The following is a 22559-nucleotide window of genomic DNA, read 5'->3' as shown; positions in this document are numbered from 1 at the left end:
GTTATATCCTTATCGTTTTGCTCGGAGCAGCGTCAGGTTCTATTGTCGTATCTTCATCCACATTAAACTTTCCTTGCAGATGACGCAGATGAGCCAAGGAAATATCAGCTGAAACATCGCTGGGTGTCAGCTGACCTCCCTCATAGGCTTTTGCTGATGCCTCACTGATAACCTGTTGCAGATATTGTTCGAAATACTGAATTACACTGTCGGTCGTTTCATTACTCATCAGGGAAATACATTCAAATGTCAGCACACCTTGCTGGACACCACCATAGATAGTCAGTTGTAAGGCTTCCTGATTAGCCTTATCGATAATCATCCCCAGGCCTTCAGCTTTCATTTGCCAGTCTTGCGATGGCTCTGCTGTGGTTCCTGTATCTAATTGACCCAGATAATTAAAACCAACCGCTGGCAGGCTGGCATTCGCCACGCTTCCCTGATAATTGAGCGAGCTGAACCCCAATCCTTTTTTAGGGATTGTCCGTAAGGACTCTTTCGTTCTGATAATCGTCTCGGCAATTGTGTCGTATGCTGTCAATCTGACTGGGAAATGTGTCGTAAACCAGCCAACGGCCTGAGTAACATCAATCTGGTCATGGATACTTTCCCGCCCATGACCTTCAAGCGTAATAAGGTTAACTTCCCGCTTAAACGCATGAGAAAGCGAAAGCGCCAGGGCAGAGAGCAGCAAGTCATTAATTTCAGTGTTAAAACCTTTGTTGGCGATGTGTAAAAGCTGACTTGTTTCCTGCTGAGTTAAAGATAATTTACGATGTTTACGTGCTTCCGGAAGTTGATAAGCAGCCTGATCGGCAAGCACGTCTTGCCAGTATGAAATCTCATTTTCATTATCGCGTGCATATTGCTTAACCGCTTCAACCCATTGCCGGTAACTTGAACCTTTAGAAGGTAAAGACTGCCCTGTGAGTAACAACTTCATATGCTCACCCACAGTCCGGCAGGACACTGCATCTATGACCAGGTGGTGGAAAGTGAACAACAAACGGGTCGTGCCATCGTCATAATCCGAAACTATCGCCGCTTGCCACAGCGGGCCAATTTCGATATTCAGGCCGGACTGAAACGCAGTTGCCCGCTCTTCTTGCTCCTCGGTCGATAAACCGGAGAGACTCCAGTGTTGCAGTGTGGGGACAGACGCGGAAACATCAGAACTATAAAACTGCCGGTAAGAACCATCATTTTGCTGCACGAAGCGGCTCCGGAGCATGTCATGATGCTCAGTTAACGCATAAAGTGCTTCTTCAAGGGACTTCTGTGTGACACCGGCGGGAAGATTGACAGTAAAAGACTGATTAAAATGATGTGGATTGGCCAACTGTCGGTCAAAGAACCAAGCCTGGACTGGCAATAGATCAAACTCACCGGCTAGCACACCCTGTTCGCTCAAAATCTCAGCCTCTTCTGCGTCCTGATTGAGCAAGGCAGCCAGCCCAGCTACAGTCGGGGATTCAAAGACATCTTTTACCTGAAGTTGGAACCCCTCTCGCCGCAGCCTGGCAACAAGTTGAATGCACAGAATAGATTCCCCACCGATACGGAAGAAATTATCGTGCACACCGACTTTCTCCACACCCAGCACCTCTTGCCAGATATGACATAACACCTGTTCCAGATGCTGTGTCGGTGCAATAAAGTTTTCACTAAACTCCGCATCAGGCGCAGGTAGCGCCCTTTTGTCGATCTTGCCATTAGCAGTAAGAGGCATGTGTTCCAGACGAATGATTACTGAAGGCAACATGTGTCCGGGTAAGATTGATGTCAGTAAACCCAGTAAATACGCCTCACTGGCCTCTTCACCGCTGTTTACGACAACATAAGCCACCAGCTGCGACGACTTGCCTGTGTCTCGCACGACCACTGTAGCCTGATTTATCGCCGGTAATGATCGGAGTGCGCTTTCAATTTCTCCTAATTCAACCCTGAATCCACGTACTTTCACTTGTTCATCATTTCGCCCGATGAAATCCAAGTGTCCGGTATCCGTCCAACGCACAAAATCACCGGTTCGGTATAAACGCGTATAACCCTTCTGAATATCCGACAGACTGACAAACGGATTATCAATAAAGCGTTGCGCTGTTAATGCCGGACGATTTAAATACCCTCTGGCAACACCCGCTCCACCAATGTATAACTCACCCGGAACACCAATCGGGGCAGGCTCTAACTCTTCATTCAGGCAATACAGACGGACATTTGGAAAAGCCTGGCCAATAGTAACAGCCTCTTTATCTGACATAGTTGTAATGGTTGCTGCGACGGTTGCCTCCGTCGGACCATATTCATTGAAGACCTGCCTGAAATTGGCTGTTAACACATTAAGTAAGCTCGGATGTAACGCTTCACCGCCCAGTAACAATGTACATTCCGGCATAGGAATCGAAGTAAATGCCGCTTCCGCAAGACTTGGGGTTGACTTAACTAGCGTCACTTTCTGCTGCAATAAATGCTGGTGATAATCATGAATATTACGTTGATCACCTTGATAGATGGCAACAGTAGCCCCCGTCAACAGCGGACAAAGGTTGGTGGCAACCGACAAATCGAAGCTGTAATTGGTTGAAAAATCAACACGACTAAAAGCATCACCGAGCTTGGCAGCAAGCCCGTAAGCATGATTGACAACACTGAACTGCTCAACCATAACGCCCTTAGGCTGTCCTGTAGTCCCTGAGGTATAAATGACGTATGCCAAATTTCTGGAAGATGCCATCGATTCAGGATTACCTGTCAATATATCTTCTGCAATGACGTCATCCACATTGACTAACGAACAATCTGTACCGTTCAAGCATTCTGTCACCGCATTGAGGAATGCTGACTGAGTAATCATCAACGGTGCCTGAGTGTCGTCCAGAATGAAACGAAGTCGGTCTGCCGGTATCGTCGGGTCAATCGGCACATAAGCGGCTCCAGCTTTTAATACGCCAAGCATGCTTATGATCATCTCTGGGCTACGTTCGACAACCAAAGCAATACAAGTATCTGGTGCAAGCCCTGTTTTTGTCTGTGCTAAATGTTGTGCCATTAATACAGATGCCAACTGATTAGCACGGTTGTTCAGTTGCGCGTAAGTCAACGACCCGCCATCCCAGGTCACAGCCAGGGCATCCGGGTTAGTCCTCACATGACGTTCAAACACTTCAGCCAAAGTCAGGGAGTCTGGCCAGACGGTATCGGTAGCATTCCAGACATTCAGGCATAGATCCCTTTCCTGGCCATTCATCAGAGGGATATCAGAAGGCATGACATTCACGTTTTCCGATACCGCCTTCACCACACGTTCAAACAAAGTGGCCAGCCTTTGCGCACTGGTTACAGCCAGTTGGCTACCTGAGAACACCAATTGCCCTTGTATTGCCTGCCCTTCAGGTTCTAATTGCAAAATAATGTCTGGCCGTCCTTCTTCAGGCAACGACTCAATGGTTACATTCTGCAATGCACTCATACCGACCTGATATAGCTCATCCCCTTCATTCAGGCCTTCTTTCAGCGCCGAAAAACTGAGGCCCTGATGTTGCTGCGCAAGATGGAGCCACTGGCTGTATTCGTCGAGTAATTCATTGAATGGGGAATGGGCTTTCACGGATAACTTAGCAGGCAAGAAGGCCAGTTTATCTCCGTGCGAAGAATTGTCCCCTCTGTAAACGCCAAACAACACGTTACTTTGTTGAGTTACACAAGACAGTGCAATACCAAGACACGCCTGCAAAATAACAGCCGATGACAGATTAAGCTGCTCTGCATGCATCTGTAACTCTGTTGTCATATCAGAATCAATACTTACTTTCACAGCCTGAGTCATCGTTGTCGGGGTAATCAATTTGTCTTGATATAATCGCCCGTGAGCAGCATCTGTCAGTTGGCTTTGCCAGAACTGCATGCTTTTCTGGATATTTTGCTGATGTAAATGATCCTGTTGCCAACGCGAGGTGGCGACGGAACTGACAGGCACCACCGCTTGTTTGGTTACTTCATTGACTATCTCATCGAAGTGTCCCGCCATTTTGCGGATGCGACTGGCTTTAAACAGATCAGTTGAAAACTCCCAGCGCAGGTGTAAATTGTCCTCTTCTTCTGACACATGTAACACTAAGTCATAGCTGACTCTGGACAAGGATGTCTCAACAGGGGTGACCTGACAGTCTTGCAGCATTAATTCTGACTTCTGCATGTTTTGCAGTGACAGCACCACCTGGAACAATGGATTATGGCTCAGGCTTCGATTTGGTTTGAGTTGCTCTACCAACATTTCAAATGGTGTTTGCTGATGCTCATACGCTTCCAGCAGCACCTGCTTACTTTGCTGAATCAATGTAGTGAAATCTGACACGCTTTCCAGACGTGAGCGCAAAACCAGGTTATTCACAAAAAAGCCAATTAATGGGGATAATTCGTGCTGCTCGCGTCCTGCCACTGGTGTTCCGATCACGATATCCTGCTCACCACTGTATCTGTGCATCAGCAATACATAAGCGGCATGCAGTACCATAAACAAACTAACACCCTGATCTGCGGCAAGCTGCTTCAGCCCTTGCAATTGCTGCCGGCCCAGTGTCTGATTGATCGAATCACCATGGTAGCTCTGTGTCTTCTGGCGTGAGAAATCGGTAGGTAATTGATGAACATCGGGAAGACCACGTAACTGATGACGCCAGTAACTCAGTTGCTCATCCAGCACTTCTCCTTGTAGCCATTTTCGTTGCCACTGGCTGAAATCCGCATACTGAACTGGCAGCGGTGGTAACGCACTCGCTTGAGGGGTTGTGTAATTGCGATACCAAGCATTAATTTCATCAATCACAATCCCGATAGACCAGCCATCAGCAGCAATATGATGCAAAGTAATCAACATCAGATGCGAGGTGTCGCTCAGCTTAATGATTTTTGCTCGAAGTTTCAGTTCACTCGCCAGTACAAAGCGACGAACGTTATTTTCTTTCTGGATAGCCTCCAGCGATATCTGCTGCTGTTGCGCGGCTAGCTCCGATAAGTCAATAACATCCAATTCAAAACAACCAGCAGGCCGGATCCGTTGATACGGTTTCCCATCAACAATTTCAATATTGGTTCTCAATACTTCATGGCGTTCAACAATACGTTCTAAACTGTATTTCATCGCCTGAATGTTAAGGTTACCCTCAATACGGAAGGCCAAAGGAACGTTATACTGCTCACGGGCATTTCCTAGCTGATCAATAAAACATAATCGCTGCTGAGAGAATGACAGTTCTAACAGCCCTTCTCGTGGCATCGCTGTTATTGCGGGCAATTCTGACGTTCCGGACTGCTGAATCAGTGCAGCTAACTCCCCCACGGTTGGCGCTTCGAATATTGCTTTAATCGCGATATCCACCTGCCATAACTTTCTGATTGCAGAAATAAGCCGCGTCGCCAGCAGCGAATGTCCGCCAAGCTCAAAAAAGTTATCCTGGCAACCCACTCTGTTAAGCTGCAACAAATCTTGCCAGATCTCGGCCAGTTTTTGTTCCGTGTTGGTTTGCGGGGCAACATACAGTCCTGATGGAACACGATGAAGATCATGACTCAGCAAAGCCTGTTTATTCACTTTACCGTTCGGTGTCAGTGGTAATTTGTCTACCACATTAAAGCGAACGGGTTGCATGTAAGATGGCAGCAAAACCGCTAGCTGTTGCTGGATATGTTTAGCCTGCTCGCTGCTGTTATTACTCTGTCCCGGATTGCTCGCCAGCACAGAAAACGTAACATGTCGGTTATGCAAATTGCGGTCATGGAAATAGCCTTTCTCCGGATGTTTATACAACCAGAGATCGACAGATTTCATCCCATGCGTGACAGACCATGTGATTTGATAATCTGCCCAATGTGAAGCGTTACTGACTATGGCCTCACACATCTGTGCAAGTTCCCCCGGATGAATGGCAGAAACTGCGTTTTCTGCAGCAGATTGCTCCGCTAAATTGATGTCACCCGTCGATACCAGTTCACGTTCGATGTCCGCTAAATAAGGCATAGCCATTAAACGGGAATTACGGATACCCCGTATAACCAGACAATCACTGTCGTTCGGCGATTGAATCATGCTTTGCAGGGCATTCAGTGGCAGTGGTTCCTGTTGCCAGTCATGTTCAGCGATAACTGACTCTGAGTTATCACCGGAATAGGCTTTATCGATATAAATACACACATCATAACGAAACTGGTTCATTTCGTTATTTGCAAACCCCGTTTTCAGTTGGACTTTAATGTCAACAACCTCAGGGCAGTGATCAATAAGTGCGGTAAAAAATTCCGGGCTGACATAAAGCTCGTTATCCGCCGCCATTGATGAAGAGGCTTTGCTGTATAGTTCCTCTAACGTCGCATCACTCCCCAAGCGGTGATGTGCTAACTCAACATGAAACACATCCATTAAACGATAATTCAGCACGTCACCAATGAAGATACACCCTGTGCTATCCATGGCTTTGATCGCACTTTGAATAACATCATAGAAGTAATGAATACTAGGGAAGTACTGACAGACAGAGTTAATAATCACGGTGTCGACAGCCATTATGGGCCGTTGGGAATCATTACAAGCCTCCGCCTGACGTAGGTCGACATGTGATATCCCATTTTTCGACATGAGATGGCGCAGACGCTCGACCGCCTGACCCGATAAGTCTATGCCGCTATAGTGCTGACAATGAGAATGTAACTGAAGCAGTAACAACCCGGTTCCAACACCTATCTCATAAATACGCTGCGGTGATAATGACAGAATGCGGCTCACAGTGTGGCGCTGCCATTCTTTCATTTCATCAGCAGACAGTGGTTGTCCGGTATAGCTGCTGTTCCACCCTGTTGTATCAAACATATTTTCGGCATCAGAGTGACGATATAAGTTGTCATACAATGCCTGCCATGAATCCAGCAATTGCTCAGTCTTTTCCGCTTTGGGTAACGGATTAGTCTCTAGCATTTCATTAAGAACCATATACGCAACAAGTTCTTTTTCCTGCGCATCGGGACCGTCTTTCGTTTGCGCCAGAACAACCGCATCACTGACACCTTTTAGTTCAGTCAAACAAGACTGGACTTCTCCCAACTCAATACGGTAGCCCCGTATTTTAAGTTGTTCGTCTGCTCGCCCGACAAAGACGAGGCTGCCATCTTCCAACCGTCGTACCAGATCACCAGTGCGGTACAGCCTGTCTGAAGGATCGTGCTGCGTATGGATAAACGCTTTCTCATTCATGCCAGGGCGATTATGGTATCCCTGAACAATACCTTCCCCGCCAATGTATAACTCTCCGGGAACACCTACAGGTACTAATCTCTGTTTTTCATCTAACACATACAGTGATGTATTCGACAGGGCATACCCAATTGGCACTGTGGTGTAACTCCGCAATGTCTGCTCTGTTACCGGATACCATGTACTGAATGTGGTGCCTTCTGTTGGCCCGTAAACATGCAGTAATTGCTGGGGTTTCCCGTGATGAAGGATGGCTTGTACCGCATCCGTACTGACAGCCTCGCCACCAAAAAGCAGTGTCTCCAGGCATGCAAAACAATCCGGTTTCTCTTTAGAGACCAAATTAAACAGCGCTGTTGTCACAAACAAAGTAGTGACACTTTCTTGTCTTAATTTATCGGCCAAAGCCAGAGGATCAACCAGGCAATCTTTCGGTATATGGATGAGCGTGCCGCCATTGAGCAATGCGCCCCATATCTCAAACGTCACCGCATCGAATGACGTATTTGAGGCAAAGGCCATCATTGTTTGCGGTTTCAAATCTATGTAATTTGTGTTTTTCACCAGCCTGATAACATTGTGGTGCTCTACCACCGTTCCCTTCGGGGTTCCCGTAGAACCTGACGTGTAATTCACATATGCAGCAGACTGTTTCTCAGGCGCAGGCAAGTTCGACGTATTACATTGGTCGATGTCATGCCGATCATCGCCATCAAGTAAAATAATGGTGCTGCCTTTTGAGGCCGCTGCTGTCAGCAAAGAAACACACTCACTGTCAGTGATCAACAGTTTGATCCCTGCATCCTCCAGCATAAACTGAATACGGCCAGACGGATAAGCAGGATCGAGGGGTACATAGACAGCGCCTGCTTTAATAACCGCTAAAATTGCAATAATAGTGTCAATTTGTGGGGTGATACAAATACCTACCCAATCACCCTGTGCCACCCCGCGCTGGCATAAATAATGCGCTAATTGATTAGCCTTTCTGTTCAGTTCAGAATAGGTCAGACAGAGATCACCAAACTTCACCGCATTATGCTGCGGGCTCAGTTCAACGTATTCCTCAAATAATGTGTTTATCCGTAACTGCTCAGGATAAGGCTGAGAATGACCGCGACTGATTGCTAATAATTGCTCAAGATCCTGCTCGGATTGCATAGTGAGATCAGCTATAGTCGCAGGCTGCTGTTCCATGAACACCCGAAGAATATGCTGTAAATGCTCAACCATAGCAGCCACTGTATTGTCGTTAAGCTGCTCAGCACGATAACCAATGACAAACTCAAGATTATCGTACGGCTCCACCATTAAGGTGACGGTATAATTGGTTTGTTCATTCGACTGAATGCCATCGATCCATATTTGAGATGATAACTGGCTTTGCTCTTCTTTTCTGGATCTAAAGAGTGCTTTATCAACCGGGTAATTCTGTATACCTACAAGCGTTTCAAATAATGGCTCCCCCTCTGGCAATTCACAGCAAGACTGAATTTCAGCCAATGACAAGAAGCCATGCCGATCCCGTTCTACACCCAGATCGTGGATCTGCTTTAACCACTCAGATATCCTCAGATCATTGTCACAGTCTACAACGACCGGTAAGGTATTCACCATCAAGCCAATGGTATTTTCAATACCTTCAACCTCTGCAGGACGGCCAGCATTTGCACTGCCAAACATAACCCGCTGCTCGCCGCTGTAGCGGTGTAAAAGGTAGGCCCATGCAGCCTGAACAACCACACTCAGCGTCGTGTTGTGGGTGCGGGCAAAAACCTTTAGCTGCTCCGTATCCCGTTCATCAAGTTGCCATCTGCTTTCTCGCGCACCTTGCGTTGTCGAGACAACAGGAATTTTATCAATGGCTAATGGGGTAGCCGAGCTGATATCCCCAATTACATCCTTCCAGTACGCCATTGCTTTTTGTGAATCCTGCCGTTCAAGCCACTGTAAATAGGAAGGATAAGCAGGTTCTGGCAACAATATACAACGCTCTTCCAACTTAGCTTTATATAGCGTAAGCAGCTCCGTCAGCATCAGAGACACTGACCAGCCATCCAAAATACTGTGATGATAAGTCACCTGTAAAACTTGCGTTTCATCAGATAAATTGAATACAGCAAGACGAACAAGGGGCGGGCATGCAAAGTCAAACGGCTGTAATTTATCTTTTTCCAGATATGCCTTTAGTCTTTCCTGCTGTCTGGATGGTTCCAGATCCTTCACATCTTCAATGTAACAATGAATATCAGCATGAGTAAGCACCAGTTGGTAACGCCCATCATCACTGAAAGCCGTTCTGAAACCTTCATGACGCTTCACTAAATCGCTCCAGGCAGAACGATAAACTGATTCATCCCATTTGCCGTTCAGCGTCATCCAAATCTGACTTACATATTCACCACCTGCGTCTCCTTTGAGGTGGTGATAGAACAAACCTTTCTGCATTGGTGTGGCATCGTATATATCAGCAAGATCCGGATAACGTGCGGATAATTGCTCGACTTCATCTTGCATGATATGGGCAAGGGAGAAGTCACTCTGGGTTAATACCCTGTTGCTACTCGTATTGCAGTGTTCAATAATTCGCGCCACGCTGGCTAGGATGTCGTCGGCCAACTGCTTAATAGAGGCGTCACGATATTCACTACGGCTGTATCCCAGTTCAAGCACATATTGCTGACCACGACGCAGAACATTTAACATCAACTGACTTTCGCGCCGATTGGAAAGCGCGATATCACCTCGGGTTGGATGCCCTTGTTCTGAATGCGACGACATCAGAACAGTGCCACTCACTGCACGAATGTTGTTTAACTGATCCGTAATCCCATCCACTTGTCCAAGGTAATTAAACATCAGGGACGAATAGTGTTGATCGGCAGGCATATCAGTCAAAGCGGACGCAGCGTTGTTGATATACCTTAGTACTCCATAGCCTAAACCGTTGCCCGGCACAGCTCGTAGCTGTTCCTTAAGTGTTTTCATGACCGATTCAACACACTGCGAAGAAGATGTACGAAGAACAACAGGATACAAAGAGGTAAACCAACCCAAAGTTTCAGTCAGAGACAAACTGGTTTCCGCTGTTTCGCGCCCATGCGCCTCCATCAGTACCCTGAATGCTTTTACGCCTCGCCAGCGATTTATTCCCAGATAAGCAGCAATCAGTAACAGTTCATTTTCTTTTAGCCCGTATAGTGCTGCTCCCCTCTCTCGTAAAGAACGGCTCTGTTCATCGGTCAGTGTGAAAGCGAAAGTATTAATACTACGCCACGTATCCTCAAACGGCTCATCACCGTCTGTTGGTAGTTTCGGCAATTTTTCCAACGACTGTCGTTGCCAGTATTCTGATTCCTTTGCGAAGAATTGCTCAGTGGCAAAGGTTTGCAACTGCTTACCCCAAGATTGCAGTGAATCCGTTTTGTTCGGCAATGAAAATGGCAGATCCGAATTCGGCAATTGGTTGATCAAATCGTCTATATCTGCCAACAACACACGCCAAGACACACCATCTACGAGCAAATGGTGAAAAGTCACAAATAAAAGTTGTTTACCTTCATGCTCTAACAGAGAAAAATGAAAAAGCGGCCCAGAAAATGAGAGGCTGCCTTGAAGGTTTTCACAATAAGAAGAAATCTGATCCGGCTGAACAGAAACAACAGACCATGTTTGCTCAAGCTGGACTTTTGTATAGGTTTGATATGTTCCGGTCCATTGTTCATTCTTTTTATGGAAATGAAGCCTAAGAACATCGTGCCTGGATACGAGATAAGAAACAATACATGCCAACTGCTCACTCGTCAGATGTACAGATAATTCAAGTAACATTGACTGGTTATAATGAGTCAGATCAGTGTGCGCCGATGAGAAAAAGTGCGCTTGCGCTGGCAATAATACTTGCTCACCATCCACTTCACTTTCAATAACTTTCGTTTGTTTAGATATTATTTTCTCTGATAGTTTTTCAATCGTTGGTGCAATAAATAAATCCTGCACACTAAATTCTAAGTGACGTCGTTTCGCTAAAGAAACAACCTGAATAGAAAGAATGGAATCACCACCTAACGCAAAAAAATTATCCGTAATACTGACAGATTCAACCCCTAACACCGTTTTCCAAATATCGCATAAAATGGCCTGCTCCGGTGTTTCTGGACTAACGGCACTAGTCTCAATATTTATCTCAACATCAAGTAATGCCTTTCTGTTCAGCTTGCCATTCGCAGATAAAGGAAAATGATCTACCGCCTGATAAATCTTAGGAACCATATAGTCAGGCAATATCTCAGCTAATCTGGTCTGAATAAATGTGTTTTCAGCGTTTCCGATATGATAAACAACCAATTGCTCATTATCACCAACCTGCTTGAGTACAACTGCACATGCTTGAACACCATCCAGTCTGTTGATCTGATGTTCTATTTCACCCAGTTCTATTCGATGCCCACGAAGCTTCACCTGATGATCTTTTCGCCCCAGATACTCCAGATATGCCGGCCGTACTGTCCCATTCGTTTCTAACTCAGAATGTGCAACCCATCTGGCTAAATCGCCTGTTTTATAGAGCCGCTCACCTTGTAGTTCATCGAATGGTGATGCAATAAATGAGGCCGCAGTCAGTTCCGGTTGTCCGCAATAGCCTTCCGCCAGACCAATTCCTGAGATATATAATTCACCCTGGCAGCCGGTTGGAACAAGATTCAAATCAGGATCAAGCACCAGCAACCGAATATTCTGAATAGGACGGCCAATAGGAACTGTTTTATATGTCTTTGACGGTTCGCATTGCCAAAATGACACATCAATAGCGGCTTCAGTCGGCCCATACAAGTTATGCAATTCACTTCGAGTACCCGAATGAAAAAATCGGTCACAAAGTTCAGGCGATAAAGCCTCGCCACTGCAGAATACCCGCTGTACAGAATCACATCCCTGCCAGCAGCCACTATCCAACATGGCACGTAACATAGATGGCACGAAATGCAGTGTTGTTATTTTTTTTACCTGTATAAGCTCTGCCAGATAATGCGCATCACGATGACCTCCAGGCTTTGCTATCACCAACTTTGCTCCAGCCACTAATGGCCAGATGAACTCCCAGACTGAGACATCAAAACTAAATGGCGTCTTTTGCAAAACGGTATCACTGGCCAATAAAGAATATTGCCGCTGCATCCAGTCAATCCGGTTCGTTAAAGCCTGATGAGCAACCATTACCCCTTTCGGCTGACCTGTTGATCCAGATGTGAAGATGATGTAAGCGAGGCTATCAGATTGGTATTGCCTGTCAGAAAGGTGTGTTGAATCAGATAACGGATTGGTATTGACATCAATTAGCAAAGACTCGACCGATATCGTCATGGCCTGGTGATAGGTATCACTATTACATAACAACAATCCGACCTGGGCTTGATTAGCTAACAGTTCAGTCCGACTGTGAGGTTGATCCGGTTCCATTGGCACATAGGCTTTACCCGCGAATAAAGTACCCCATATCGCGATTACCATCTCTAAGGAACGGGTCATATAAATGCCGACATGGGGAGATGGACATTTTGAGTGCAACAAATTCGCGACCTGGCAAGCTTTAAGGTACAGTTCCTGATATGTCAGAATATGCCCATCAAATTCAATCGCTTCTGCTAAAGGAGCACGTCGTACCTGCTCTTGAAAACGTTGCTGAACCGTTAACTGAGAGTCGACAAACACCTCAGTGTATTGCGCTTTTGTTATTCCTAATAAATGTTGCCTTTCTCCTACCTCCAACATATCGACATCAGACAGGTATTCTGATTCCGGCGCTACGATTTTCTGCAACACTTTTCGATACATTTCGACGTAACGCTTAATATCAGCACGAGAAAAAAGGCTGGATGCAAAATTGAAAGTACCTTGTATCTCTTTCTCGGCCCACCCTACAGTGACATTCAAATCAAACTGTGCATAATGCTGTACGGCTTGCTCACTCATAGGAATATGCTGGAAAAGTGGTTCACTATTACTAATGCCATTAAAAAAATCATGGCCGTTAAACATAACCTGAAACAAAGGATGTTTCGATGCTTCTCGCTCTGTATGGGCCACATTTAAAATTTTATCGAAAGGTAAATCTTGATGAGCTTTACCCAGGGTAAGCGATTGATGGACTGAATGAATCAGTTCAGAAATTGCAACCTGTGCTGAAGCCTGAAGGCGAATAGGTAACGGATTTACAAACAACCCCATCACACCATGGGTTTGTCTATGTTCCCTGTTATCAGAAGGAATACCAATTGTAATATCATACTGACCCGATAAACGGCTGAGTAAAATATAAAATCCTGAGAGCATTACCGTGTTTAATGAAACTTTATACTTTCTCGCTAGCGCTTTTAGCTGGGAAGACAAAAGCTCACTCAACCGAAAGACCTCTTCACCCCCTTTGTAGTCAAATACAGCAGGGCGAGGATACGTCAACGGCATGATTAGATCTTGTGCACCACTTAATGCATCTGTCCAATAGTCACTATGTATTTTACTTTCATCCGTTGTCAGCTGATTTTCCTGCCAGACAACATAATCGAAATAGCTAATCGGCAACGAGGGTAACTGATAGCACTCCCCATCCATCAAAGACTTATAGATGTGACTCAGTTCATTAAAGAAAACCTCTGTAGACCAGCCATCACAGGCAATATGATGCCAGGTGAAGAGTAAGTAACGTTGACCTTCTACATCATACCCACATAGCCTGAACCCTGGCTCACTTGCTAATTTAAAAGGGGCATCAATATCCTTCTTAACCTGTTCCCAGAACGATTTCTGCGTGAGAGTATTCGTATAATTCAAGCTTGGCCACTGATCCGTTAAATACTGTACCTCCTCATTGTCAACTGTGCCAAAACATGTCCTCAAAATAGCATGCCGTTCTACTAGTATTGAAATACAATCCTGAAGTAACAGGAGATCAACGCTTTTATCCAATTTTATTAACTGCGGAACATGATACGCCTTCGCCCCATTTTCAAGTTGCTCAAAAAAATACAGCCCTTTTTGCGATGATGACAGAGGGCACGAAGATAGATTTTGAGCAACAATACTGGCTGATAGTTCACTGCCCAAATTTTCAGCAATAACGGCAACAGACTGTTGAGATATTATAGTTGCCACATCAACTTTTATACCCAATTTTTCTTGCCAATCTGCTGCAGCACGAATCGCGATAATTGAGTTTCCACCCATTTCAAAAAAGTTTGCATGAATACCAACCTTGTTATATCCCAGAAAGTGTTGCAGTGACTCACATAATATTTTTTCTTTTTCATTTCTTGGCGGGGTGATGTCATGGTTTTCATTTGAAACAGGAACAGGCAATGCTCTCCAGTCCAACTTGCCGTTCAAAGTCACAGGCAAACTATCTAGCTGTAAAAAAGCAGATGGTAACATATATTCAGGTAGTATTTCCGATAAGCTATTGCGTATTTCACTTATATTTAACTTAGTGTTATCGTCACCTATTAAATAGGCTGAAAGGTATTTCATCTCACCCTGACCCTGAGTAATCACTGCAGCTTGCTTTACGCCTTCATAAGTCAAAAGTGCACTTTCAATTTCACTCAACTCGATACGATAACCTCGTATCTTTACCTGTAAATCTTTACGGGAAACATATTCTAGATTACCATCAAATAACCAACGTACCATATCTCCTGTACGGTACATTCGGTTATATCCCTTCGCAATTTCTTCATCCGTAGCAAATGGATCGTTTAAAAAACGATCTGCAGTTAACGTAGGTTGATTCCAATACCCTCGTGATACACCAGCGCCACCTATATACAACTCTCCAATTGCACCTTGCGGCAGTAACTGCAAATTATCATTAAGTACATACAGTTTTGCATTCGCCACTGGTCTACCAATCCGGTTAACCTCAGCAGATGAGCCAATATCTGTACTCCTTACAGAAACAGCAGTTGTTTCTGTAGGCCCATAAACATTAACTAACCTTTCCTTCCAGCTATCTTTTATTGCCTGCGAACATTGCTCACCCGCGCTTATAACCCATTTCAGACTAGCATCAAAATCGCCCCGTCCTAATGCAGATAAATACGTAGGAGTGGCAGCAAAATGAGTCACCTGATAACGTTTAACAAGCGTTCTCATCTGCTCAATAGAATGGATACTCTCAGTACTGGGAATTATCAGTCTAGCCCCATGAAGAAGTGTCATAAAGAGAACATCAACAGAACCATCAAAGTGATATGGAGGCCACCACATTACAGTTTCATTATCTGTCAGATTATAAGTATTTATCTGGCCACAAATAAGATTAACTAAATTTTCATGCTCAACCATTACCCCTTTAGGTTTACCCGTGGTACCTGATGTAAAAATAACATAAGCGAGACTATTACAATGCGATGAAGAAACAGGGTTATTAATTAAATCTGAATTTTCACAACCATACAAAATCGGATTAATAACTTCAACATGATTATCAAAATTATTTAAAATAGAATTAAGGTCTTCCGAAAAAAATTCATGTGCAATAATTAAATCAAGATTTACATCAGAAATTATTTGCTCTAAATAAGCTTTAGGGTGATCAGTTGAAAGAGGTAAATAAGCACCTCCAGCCTTCAATACTGCCAATATTGAAATAACCATTTCGATACTGCGGTCAAAGTACAAACCAATTAATGTATCTTCCGATACACTTTTACCAAATCGCGCCAAATAGTTGTTCTGTATTCTATGAGCAAGAATATTAGCTCGTTCATTTAGCTCTCTATAAGTAACAGATGTTTCTTGAAAAACGAGAGCTATTTTTTCAGGATTTTCTTCCACTTTCATTTCGAAAATTTTATGGGCAGTGACATTCAAAGGAAAATCCTGACTCACTGTGCCCCAGTCTAATAACTGTTGGCTACAATCTTTTTCCGATAAACATACAAGTTCTGCATGCTTTTTCTCTGGGGATTGAATAATCTGATTTAAAATACTTTCGTAAAGTTCAATCAATTTTGTTGCTGTGATTATCGAGATATACCGTTTATCAAAACACATTGTTATCTCAATATTATTATTATTATCTATTTTTATATCTACCATAATAGGTTGACACACAGTAAAATCAGGTTTTTCTGACTTACCGAAAATATTTCTAATAACAAAAAAGGGTTTGGCTTTATTTTTACAGTATTCATCACCAAAAATATCATTCTGGCTCATAACTCTAGAGTGAGTTACGTTCTCAGTCAATGAAACAGTGAGCAATGATTCATTTTCACCCCAGTCATAACTACACCATGTAAAATTATCTTTAGAGTCATCATTTTTTTCATAATTCAGGGTAACGGTGCAGTTATCCTGCGAGTATACATGCAATATTTTATGCCAGATCACTTTTAGAAAAGTATTAACTTTTTTTATGTCCCCGCCACAAATTGATAAAATATCACTGAGTTTATCTCCAGATAACTCTATGGACAGTTCGCTTTTTCCAGAGTATATTTCATCATCCTTCCCCTCAGAAAAAAATGGTGTTATATCAGTTGGCAATACGTATGAATCAGTATTATCATCACTTAATACGTACTCATTGCTTAAATTATTATACATCTTAATTTCCTCAAAACATCATTCTTGAGGCGATGCAGCATCAAGCCAACTAACAACCTATTAGGCTATGCTATACACGCCTGACTATAATCGCATTCAATGGTTCACAGAAAATCAGTAACCGTGATATTTCCTCAAAGCCTGACAAAATACATCAACATCACTTTGTGATATAAAAGATACTCTCGCCCACCCAGGCAAACCAAACAAATCACAATCTCTTACATGAACACCCATAGCCTGTAACTTATCTATAAATTCATCGCATACAGATCGGTGGTTAAAAAGTACAAAATTTGTCTCAGAAGGAATAAAATCTATATCAAGACTTCGAAAAACACTCATTACCTCTGATGTATATCCCTTCGAATTATCAATAATAGTTTGATGCCTCACTTTGTCTTTCAATGCAATAACACCTACTTTTTGTGCTATTGCATTAACCCTAAAGGGTAACGCTTTTGCGACATTAAAAATTGCCGAAAGGTTTTCTTTTTTTGATACTGCATAACCTAACCTTAACCCAGATAAAGCATGTGTTTTTGATAAGCTTCGGAGAACGATTAAATTAGGATGTTCATTGATGTCATTTATAACGCTATAAATTTCACTACCAATAAAATCAATATAAGCCTCATCAACAACAACGATTACACCAAATTTATTAAAATAACGAACAAGCTCGAGAATAGCACTTCTATCAAGAACAGTTCCACATGGATTATGAGGGTTGCAAATAAACGCAAGTGTTACGTCTGGGTTCAATTGTAGAGTGGATCTATATTCTGTGACACAGATATGAAAATCTCTCAAAGGAACAGATATTCCCACCCCACCATGAATATTGGTAGACATAGCATAGCCTGGGTACGTTGCATCGCTGAACATAGCCTTTTTACCATGTTTTAAATAAGCGCAGCAAAGCAAAAAAATCACTTCATCAAGACCATTACCTACAAATATATTATCAGACTGCAATCCATGGTAATTCGCAATAACCTCTACAAGCTCCCGGGAAGTAGGATCAGGGTATAACCCTGTCTTTTCAATAACATTTAATAGCGTGTTTTCAATGTCTTTTGTTGGGTAGCTTCCAACTTCGCTCATGTGCAAACGATGCAAAACATCATCACTATTCTCATTGTAATTTCGTATAATAGTCATAAATTAGTTGCTCTCTAGTACCTTAAATATCATTAGATATGTATTAGGGACATTGAGATACTGTTTATCTATTAATTCAGCACCAGCAAAATTAAAAGCATGAATATATGTTTCTTCCGGAAAAATGTTTATCTGTTGCATTGCATGCACCATCTCAAATCCATTTGAGAAGATTTCTTTTACTTGTATATCATCATTTTTTGCTTTAACCGTATCTGCAACCCAGATGTATTTTGGCTGGCCAAACTCTTTGACCACTTTTCTGGCAGCTTCCTCAGGACCATAGATATTAAAAAGATCGTGCATAGACATGAAAGACATTACAACATCAAGATCATTGCCAATAGCACCTCTCACTTCATCAGCGACCGCTAATGCATCTCCCTGTATGAGTTTTATCTGCGCACTAACACCATGCTGTGCAACCAGTTCCGCAGCAGCCTTTATTGCTTCAGCATTAATATCTACACCAATTGCATGACAAGTACTAACTTCTTCAACTGCATGAATCAAGCGTTTCCCAACACCACAACCTAAATCAACAATATAACGGGGCTGATACTCCCTAAGCACATTGATATACGCATCCAACATAAAAGCCGAATTTGCCATTTGCGAGCCTACCGCAACATAATGTCCATTAATCGCTTCTCGTGCAGCCGATTGAGTACCATCCAAAATACTTCTTCGGATGTAGTCTCCATAGCCGCCAACCAACCATGTACTAAAAGCAGAATAGGTTGCCCAGCTACGTCCAAGGTCGGTGAGCATAAACTTAGTATTCTGCGACTTTTCGACGATGCCAAGTTTCACCGTAAATGACAGCAGTTCATTAACTGTGAATGGAAGCAAATGTTGATAACGTTCTAAATGGTCCAGTACTACTTGACTACTGGCAAATCGAAGCTCGTCATCAAAGACCTGCCAGAAATCAACCTCTGTTAATAAAAATGCTAGGTTTGTTGTTAAGTAACCATTGAAACTGTCTGCTGCATCCATCCGCGCCTCCGAAGTATCACTCACCAAAACTTTAGTATTTTCAGTATAAAATGTTGTTTATTTAACAAAATCACCCAGACACAAGGTTGAAGTTATACATATCAACGATAAAAGATTCTTAGTAGCGTAAACAAAGCTTACAAAATCATCATAACCAGAATCGATAATGCAGTGGAGTATAAATAATGAAATCTGTTACTAACATCAGGAAAAACAAAGACAACAAATAAAGATAAATACACCATTAAATAGTGGAATTTAAGACTAAAATAAACACTTAAGCCTAAAAGACAAAATAAAAGATCATAATACAAGTACAAAAAAGACTATCAACCCACAACGAAATCAATCATGGAGTTCAAAATAAAACTTCAAATTATTTGAAAAATAAATAGAAAATAACACAAAAGATAAAAACTCAGATAAAACAACCAACAAATAAATGGATTTTGAAATAAAAGTTTATTTACCATTTTTGTTACTAAAGCCTAATTTTCAACAAATAACTTTGACAATCAACAGATAAAGAAAGCGGAAACAAAGCAAACTTAATCAACTTAATTCTTTAAGAAAAATTTAATGTGAGATATATTAACTTATAAATCACGGCATTCGTTTCATTTCACAGAGGCTTAGTACATGAGCATCAATTCCTTTATAGATAATGAAAGTGGTATAAAAGGCTATAGTTATAATAGTCACAACAAAGATAATGATCAGGCCAACACTATTATAAAGCTTTGGATTGAAGCCAATAGAGAAGAGGTGTTATCCGATTTGCATCACTTCCCAGCTCTTATTTTCAGAAACTTTCCTATTTCCTCACCTGATTTATTTGAAGATTTTGTTAGGCTTCTGAATTTCAAACCGTATAGCGATTATACTGACTTACCTAAAGAGTCAAATTCATCCGGCGTCTATAAGTCCACACCTTATCCAAACCACAAACCCATACTGTTTCACAATGAAAGTGCTCATATGCCGTCTTGGCCTCAGTATCAATTTTTCCATTGCTTAAAAGTCGCAGAAAAAGGTGGAGCCACACCTATCGTAGACTGCCGAAAAGTTCTCAACGAACTACCAGCAAAACTCGTTGATAAGTTCACGATAAAAAAATTAGCATATGTTCGTACTTTTAAAGACTACCTCGATGTAAGCTGGCAAAGCTTTTTCATGACATCAGATAAAGACGAAGCCTCAAAAAGATGCATAGAGCAGGGATACAATTTTAAGTGGCTGGATAACGGAGAGTTACAAATCAGTACAATTTCCCCTGGTACTATCACTCACCCCATCACACAGGAAAATGTCTTTTTCAACCAAGTGCAGTTACATCATGTATCCTTCCTAGATACCAAAACACGCGACAGTATGGAAGAAATGTTTGGATCAGACATGATGCCAAGAAATGTTTTTTACGGTGATGGTTCTGTTATCTGTGATTCCGATATGAACTTAGTTAAGCAAGCTTTTGACAAATACGCAGTGAGATTCAAGTGGCGTAGGAATGATATTTTGATGCTTGACAATATGCTCACGGCGCATGGAAGAGATCCATTCGAAGGTGACAGAAAAATATCCGTCATCATGGCCAACATGGTCAAAAAAAACGATTTTCTTTCCTAAACAGCTAGCTCAAAACCTCTTCACCTATCTTTAGTAAAATCAGATAACATGTCAGCCAGAGCCCACCGCTCTGGCTGACAGTCCATTAGCTGGAAGGATACTCACTTTCTTTTCTCTGGCGAGAACGCTTAATTGTCCAGTGCTCGTTAGGATCATAGTTTTCATCACAAAGGTCGATAGAGAACCCCATATCGACAATTTCTTTCAATGTCAGGTTATCCGCCAGATGAGCGATATCACCAGATCTATTACGTAATTCCATAACCGTACCTATCTCTGTAACCTACTTGATAACCCGTCCCTGATGTGTATCTTTCCCTGAAACCCTCTTTGTGACTTTAACTATAGCTTCAATAGAAGCATTACGTGGCGTTCAAGCCAGACGTACTCAGCTGCACAGCCAGCAGGTAAAAGCTGGATCGGCCTCTAACTTCCAGTACTAAGAATAAAATCAATATGATGAATTCCTTTTGCCTGACGCTCAGGCTACTATAATCGGAATACATTTCTTGTCTTCCTCTGTACAGACATGAGGCAATCCGGCGAGTGGATTAAGGGAAGCTGCAATGCTCAAAACCGCAACGAATCAATCTCAGGGGATGCTGCTGTTCAGGCTGAATTCCCGGCAACTTTTTGCAATAGGCACATTGAAAGTAAAAGAAATCGTGCCCTTTACGCCATTGACAGCCATTCCGCAGTCCCACCCTACAGTGTTAGGCGCAGCCAGCCTGCGCGGCGATACGCTGCCTGTCATCGACATGGCTAAAGCTATCGGCTACCCGGCGCTGACTCAGGAAGAACTGAAGAAATGCTACATTATTATTACTGATTGCCGACGCAAGCTGGTGGGTTTTCTGGTACGTGGCATAGATAAAATCACTGAATGTAACTGGCACAATATCGATGCACCTCCGCCATCCCTTGGCAGAAACATCTTTGTCACCGGCGTCACCAATATAGAGAATCAGCTCGTTCAGCTGCTTGATATTGAATTGTTACTTTCTAAAGTCTTTCCTGACTCACCTGAAAGCCTGCACCCGGTATTGACGGATGTTCAGCGAGAAACGCTAAGACCACTGAAAATCCTTCTGGTGGATGATTCGGCTGTTGCACGACGTCAGCTCTGTCAGGCAATGGACAGCGTCAGCATCCCCTACCACATAGCCACCACTGGGACAGATGCACTGAGAATGCTGAATCAGGCTGCCGATGCATGCCAGCCATTTGACATTCTGGTCAGCGACATTGAAATGCCTGGCTTAGATGGCTATGAATTAGCTTTTGAAGTGCAAAATAATTCAAAGCTTACTGGGACTTACATCATTCTTCATACCTCACTGTCCAGTGAGATTAGTGTCTCCCAGGCGCATCAGGTCGGTGCCCATGAAGCGCTGACTAAATTTGAAGCCAATGAGTTAATCCATGCCATGCTTCGCGGTGCTCACCAGCACCAGGAAAGCAATGTTGGCTGAAGTTCAAAAAAATTACATCGTTTAGTCCGAACTAACAAAAAACTGACATTAACTGCGGCAGCTATGGCACAGTTGCCGCAATCAGTTTTCTCCAGCTATCAGTAACGGATCAACACCATGTTCAAGCGCATTGTATTCAGTGCCATTATCCTAACCGCCTCCACCACCGCTTTCGCCAATCCAGAACTGCTCTCTCCCGATGAAGCAGACCTCGGGCATTTTCAACTCATTGAAACAATCGAGATAAAAGGCGATATCGACGACAGCATAGCCCAGCTTATCGACAAATCACTTGAGAATAAAAATGGGCAATTCTATGCCATCGACACCATCAAAGAAGACATCAAACAAGAAACACTGACGCTGGTCATCAAGCTCTACAATGAGCCTGCAGGCATGATGAAAGACCAACTGGCAGCGTAAACTTCCGGCCAACAATGTGTTTC

Annotated in this window: 7 protein-coding genes; 3 read left to right on the top strand and 4 right to left on the bottom strand. The window is 43.0% G+C overall.

What is annotated here, in order from left to right; all coding sequences use genetic code 11:
- Window position 1: 1 nt before the first annotated feature.
- The 3 genes from L6J37_RS10425 to L6J37_RS10415 all read right to left on the bottom strand — a co-directional run bounded on the left by L6J37_RS10425 (window position 2) and on the right by L6J37_RS10415 (window position 19015).
- Window positions 2–16852 (bottom strand): non-ribosomal peptide synthetase, encoded by a 16851-nt coding sequence (locus L6J37_RS10425; RefSeq protein WP_237795000.1) that lies wholly within the window; start codon window positions 16850–16852, stop codon window positions 2–4.
- 114 nt (window positions 16853–16966) lie between these two features.
- Window positions 16967–18016, bottom strand: a complete 1050-nt coding sequence (locus L6J37_RS10420) for a pyridoxal phosphate-dependent aminotransferase (RefSeq protein ID WP_237794999.1) — start codon at window positions 18014–18016, stop codon at window positions 16967–16969.
- Window positions 18017–18019: 3 nt separating this feature from the next.
- On the bottom strand, window positions 18020–19015 hold the full coding sequence (locus L6J37_RS10415; RefSeq protein ID WP_237794998.1) for a class I SAM-dependent methyltransferase: 996 nt from the start codon (window positions 19013–19015) through the stop codon (window positions 18020–18022).
- Between the two features lie 639 nt (window positions 19016–19654).
- Here L6J37_RS10415 and L6J37_RS10410 point away from each other — a divergent pair.
- Window positions 19655–20641, top strand: coding sequence for a TauD/TfdA family dioxygenase (locus L6J37_RS10410; RefSeq protein WP_237794997.1), 987 nt, complete (start codon window positions 19655–19657; stop codon window positions 20639–20641).
- A gap of 85 nt (window positions 20642–20726) precedes the next feature.
- On the opposite strand, the gene L6J37_RS10405 is transcribed toward L6J37_RS10410, so the two are convergent.
- Entirely contained in the window at window positions 20727–20903 is a 177-nt protein-coding gene (locus L6J37_RS10405) for a hypothetical protein (protein WP_192016898.1), read from the bottom strand.
- 304 nt (window positions 20904–21207) lie between these two features.
- Between L6J37_RS10405 and L6J37_RS10400 the strand changes: the two genes are divergently transcribed.
- Complete coding sequence (locus L6J37_RS10400) at window positions 21208–22113, top strand: chemotaxis protein (RefSeq protein ID WP_237794996.1); 906 nt, start codon at window positions 21208–21210, stop codon at window positions 22111–22113.
- A gap of 117 nt (window positions 22114–22230) precedes the next feature.
- Complete coding sequence (locus L6J37_RS10395; RefSeq protein WP_192016896.1) at window positions 22231–22536, top strand: hypothetical protein; 306 nt, start codon at window positions 22231–22233, stop codon at window positions 22534–22536.
- Window positions 22537–22559 lie beyond the last annotated feature (23 nt).

It is taken from the genome of Photobacterium sp. WH77 (assembly GCF_022014395.1).
GTDB classification, from domain to species: domain Bacteria; phylum Pseudomonadota; class Gammaproteobacteria; order Enterobacterales; family Vibrionaceae; genus Photobacterium; species Photobacterium arenosum.
Note: the sequence above shows the minus strand (reverse complement) of the source record. Positions and strands in the feature narration are given on the sequence as shown.

What these genes read in the sequence shown, in the direction of transcription:
- L6J37_RS10425 (WP_237795000.1), bottom strand. Translation starts at nt 16,852, where the DNA reads ATGTATAATAATTTAAGCAATGAGTACGTATTAAGTGATGATAATACT.
- L6J37_RS10420 (WP_237794999.1), bottom strand. Translation starts at nt 18,016, where the DNA reads ATGACTATTATACGAAATTACAATGAGAATAGTGATGATGTTTTGCAT.
- L6J37_RS10415 (WP_237794998.1), bottom strand. Translation starts at nt 19,015, where the DNA reads ATGGATGCAGCAGACAGTTTCAATGGTTACTTAACAACAAACCTAGCA.
- L6J37_RS10410 (WP_237794997.1), top strand. Translation starts at nt 19,655, where the DNA reads ATGAGCATCAATTCCTTTATAGATAATGAAAGTGGTATAAAAGGCTAT.
- L6J37_RS10405 (WP_192016898.1), bottom strand. Translation starts at nt 20,903, where the DNA reads ATGGAATTACGTAATAGATCTGGTGATATCGCTCATCTGGCGGATAAC.
- L6J37_RS10400 (WP_237794996.1), top strand. Translation starts at nt 21,208, where the DNA reads ATGCTCAAAACCGCAACGAATCAATCTCAGGGGATGCTGCTGTTCAGG.
- L6J37_RS10395 (WP_192016896.1), top strand. Translation starts at nt 22,231, where the DNA reads ATGTTCAAGCGCATTGTATTCAGTGCCATTATCCTAACCGCCTCCACC.